Source organism: Streptomyces sp. NPDC006265, assembly GCF_040613555.1.
Lineage (GTDB): Bacteria > Actinomycetota > Actinomycetes > Streptomycetales > Streptomycetaceae > Streptomyces.
Map to the genome: position 1 here is coordinate 1 of NZ_JBEXSH010000859.1, position 3,833 is coordinate 3,833.

At 71.0% G+C, this 3,833-nt stretch carries 4 protein-coding genes; all 4 read right to left on the reverse strand.

The genetic code is table 11. The annotated features are described in order from the left end of the window. Positions 1-91: 91 nt before the first annotated feature. On the reverse strand, positions 92-1,051 hold the full coding sequence (gene lgt, locus ABZ281_RS41535) for a prolipoprotein diacylglyceryl transferase (protein ID WP_356663123.1): 960 nt from the start codon (positions 1,049-1,051) through the stop codon (positions 92-94). A gap of 83 nt (positions 1,052-1,134) precedes the next feature. Continuing rightward, entirely contained in the window at positions 1,135-1,911 is a 777-nt protein-coding gene (locus ABZ281_RS41540; protein ID WP_356663124.1) for a thioredoxin domain-containing protein, read from the reverse strand. Between the two features lie 86 nt (positions 1,912-1,997). Continuing rightward, positions 1,998-2,819 (reverse strand): tryptophan synthase subunit alpha, encoded by an 822-nt coding sequence (gene trpA / locus ABZ281_RS41545; protein WP_356663125.1) that lies wholly within the window; start codon positions 2,817-2,819, stop codon positions 1,998-2,000. Between the two features lie 11 nt (positions 2,820-2,830). Continuing rightward, on the reverse strand, positions 2,831-3,833 hold a 1,003-nt coding region (gene trpB / locus ABZ281_RS41550; RefSeq protein ID WP_356663126.1), incomplete at its 5' end, for a tryptophan synthase subunit beta.

Sequence of the window (3,833 nt, forward strand, 5' to 3'; positions counted from 1 at the left end):
GCGCGCCGCCGCTGACATGCCGAGAGCGCCCGGGACTAGTCCCGGGCGCTCTCGGCATGTCACTTACGGCAGGGTCACATACGGCGGGCCGTCAGGTCTTCTTTCCCGACCCGGCCTCGTTCTTGGCGGTGTTCTCGGCGGCGTCCGTCCCGGCCTCGGTCTTGTCCGTGATCTCGGCGTCCTTGCCGGCCGCCTCGGACTTCTCGCCGCCGTCGGCCTCGTCACCGGAGGTCACGGCGCCCGGCTCCACGACGTCCTCACGCCCGGGCCGCTTCTTGGACGACACCACCAGGTAGGTCACCGCGAGCAGGAACACCAGGATCGCGGTCCAGACGTTCAGCCGGAGGCCCAGGATGTGGTGGGCGTCGTCGACGCGCATGTACTCGATCCACGCCCGGCCCGTGCAGTACGCGGCGACGTACAGCGCGAACGCCCGGCCGTGTCCGAGGCGGAAGCGGCGGTCCGCCCAGATGACGAGGAACGCCACCCCGATGCACCACAGCGACTCGTAGAGGAACGTCGGGTGGTACGTGCCCGGCACCCGCCCGTCCGACGAGGAGGTGATCTCCAGGGCCCACGGCAGATCGGTGGGCTTGCCGTACAGCTCCTGGTTGAACCAGTTGCCCCAGCGGCCGATCGCCTGCGCGAAGGCGATGCCGGGGGCGATGGCGTCGGCGTACGCGGGCAGCGGGATACCACGGCGGCGGCAGCCGATCCACGCCCCCACCGCGCCGAGTGCGATCGCGCCCCAGATACCGAGGCCGCCCTCCCAGATCTTGAAGGCGTCCACCCAGTCACGGCCCTCGCTGAAGTACAGCTCGTAGTCCGTGATCACGTGGTAGAGCCGGCCGCCGACCAGGCCGAAGGGCACGGCCCAGACAGCGATGTCGGCCACCGTGCCGGCCCGCCCGCCCCGGGCGATCCAGCGCCTGTTGCCGAGCCAGACCGCGACGAAGACGCCGATGATGATGCAGAACGCGTAGCCGCGCAGCGGAATGGGGCCGAGGTACAGCACCCCGCGCGACGGGCTGGGAATGAAGGCAAGTTCCATGGCAAGGTCGACGCTACCGTGCCGCACCGGGCCCGCGGCAGGCAGCCCGGCTACGGGTCCATAACGGGAGCGTGAGAAGACCCTTACTCCTTGTTCGCCTCCTGCACCATCTGCTTCAGCTTGGCCGGGGTCATCGTCCGGTCCTGGTAGATGTTCTCGCCGTCGAACAGCACGGCCGGCGTGCCCGAGAATCCGCCCTTGTTGAAGGCCAGGTGGGACTTGGCGACCCAGCCGTTGTGCGTGCCCTTCTCGACACAGCTGCGGAAGGCGGGGGTGTCCAGGCCGTCGACCTTGCCGGCCAGCTCGATCAGCTTGGCGTTGTCCGCGAAGGCGTCGTCGGCTTCCGGGGGCTGGTTGTCGAAGAGCACGTCGTGGTACGCGGGGAACTTCCCGGCGTCCTGGGCGCAGGCCGCGGCGTTGGCCGCGTTGCGGGAGCCCGTGCCGCGCATGTTGCCGTCGATGAGGGTGACCAGGTGGTACTCCACCTTCAACTCGCCGGCGTTCGTCAGCTCGTGGATCACCGGCCGGTACGCCGTCTCGAAGGACTTGCACGCGGGGCAGCGGAAGTCCTCCCACACCGTGAGCGTGGACTTCGCGCTGTCCTTGCCGACCGGGATGGCGAGGCTGTCCTTGCCCCGGGCCCCCGAGGGCCCCACGACCGGGCCCGAGGCCTCACTGTCGTCGTCCTTGCCGGCGTTGGCCGCGACGACGCCGATCACGGCCGCGAGTCCCAGGACGGCGACGACGGCCCCGCCCACGATCAGCGCGCGCCTGCGCTTGTCCGCGGACTTCTGCTTCTCGCGCTCGACCGCCAGCTTCTCCCGGGCGGTGCGCTTTCCCTCACGGTTCTTCTCGCTCACACCCCGGAAACGAACCGGGGAGGCGCAGGGCGCCTCCCCGACCCCAGGTCCACCCGTACGAGGGACCCGTATGACTTCCGGCGTTCTTACGCCTGTCCGCGCACGCCCTTGGCGAGGTCACCGGCGAGCGCGCGCACGGCCTCGACACCGGCCGCGTCGTCCGGGGCGTCCAGCATGGCCTTGACGAAGGCCGAGCCGACGATCACGCCGTCGGCGAAGCCCGCGACCTTGGCGGCCTGAGCGGGGTTGGAGACGCCGAGCCCCACGCAGACCGGCAGGTCCGTCCCCGTGGCCCGGGTGCGTTCCACCAGGTCCTGGGCCTGGTTGCTGACGCTGGCGCGGGTACCGGTGACCCCCATGAGGGAGGCGGCGTAGACGAAGCCGCTACCCGCCGCGGTGATCTGCGCGAGCCGCTCGTCCTTGCTGCTGGGGGCGACGACGAAGACGGTGGCGAGACCGTGCTTCTCGGCGTGCTCCCTCCAGAGGGCCGACTCCTGCACGGGCAGGTCGGGCAGGATGCACCCGGCGCCGCCCGCCTCGGCGAGCTCGGCGGTGAACCGCTCGACGCCGTACCGGTCGATGGGGTTCCAGTACGTCATGACGAGGATCGGCTTGCCGGTGGCGGCGTGGGCCTCGCGGACCGTGCGCATCACGTCGGCGATCTTCACGCCGCCGCGCAGGGCGATGTCGTCGGCGGTCTGGATGACCGGGCCGTCGAGGACGGGGTCGCTGTGCGGCAGGCCCACCTCGACGACGTCGGCGCCGCCGTCGATGACGGCCTTGATCGCCTCGATGCCGCCGTCCACGGTCGGGAACCCGGCCGGGAGGTAGGCGATGAGGGCGGAGCGCCCTTCGGACTTGGCCGCGGCGAGGGTGTCGCTCAACAGCCGGCCCTTCTGACTGTTCAAAGCAGCCCCGCTCACTTGGCGTCCCCCTCGATCTCGGCGGTGCCTGAGGCGTCCTCGGCGACCTCGGCGTCGGTGTCGTACAGGCCGAAGTAGCGCGCGGCGGTGTCCATGTCCTTGTCGCCGCGGCCGGACAGGTTGACCACGATCAGCCCGTCCTTGCCGAGCTCCCTGCCCACCTCCAGGGCGCCGGCCAGTGCATGGGCGCTCTCGATGGCCGGGATGATGCCCTCGGTGCGCGACAGCAGGCGCAGGGCCTGCATCGCCGCGTCGTCGGTGACCGCGCGGTACTCGCCGCGGCCGGAGTCCTTCAGGTACGAGTGCTCCGGGCCGATGCCCGGGTAGTCCAGACCGGCCGAGATCGAGTACGGCTCGGTGATCTGGCCCTCGTCGTCCTGGAGGACGTAGGAGCGGGAGCCGTGCAGGATGCCGGGCTCGCCGGCGGTCAGGGTCGCCGCGTGTTCACCGGTCTCTACGCCGTGCCCGGCGGGCTCGCAGCCGATGAGGCGGACATCGGTGTCCGGGATGAAGGCGTGGAAGAGGCCGATGGCGTTGGAGCCGCCGCCGACGCAGGCGACGGCCGCGTCGGGCAGGCGTCCGGCTCGCTCCAGGAGCTGGCGGCGGGTCTCGACGCCGATGACCCGGTGGAAGTCGCGGACCATCGCCGGGAAGGGGTGCGGTCCGGCGACGGTGCCGAAGAGGTAGTGGGTGTGGTCGACGTTGGCGACCCAGTCGCGGAAGGCCTCGTTGATGGCGTCCTTCAGCGTGCGGCTGCCGGACTTCACGGCGATGACCTCGGCGCCGAGCATGCGCATGCGGGCCACATTGAGGGCCTGGCGCCGGGTGTCGATCTCGCCCATGTAGATGGTGCACTCGAGGCCGAACAGCGCGCAGGCGGTGGCGGTGGCCACGCCGTGCTGGCCGGCGCCCGTCTCGGCGATGACCCGGGTCTTGCCCATGCGCCGGGTGAGCAGGGCCTGACCGAGGACGTTATTGATCGGGTGGGAGCGGGGGAGG

Excerpts from the sequence above, each read along its gene's own strand:
- lgt (WP_356663123.1), bottom strand. The coding sequence starts at position 1,051 with ATGGAACTTGCCTTCATTCCCAGCCCGTCGCGCGGGGTGCTGTACCTC.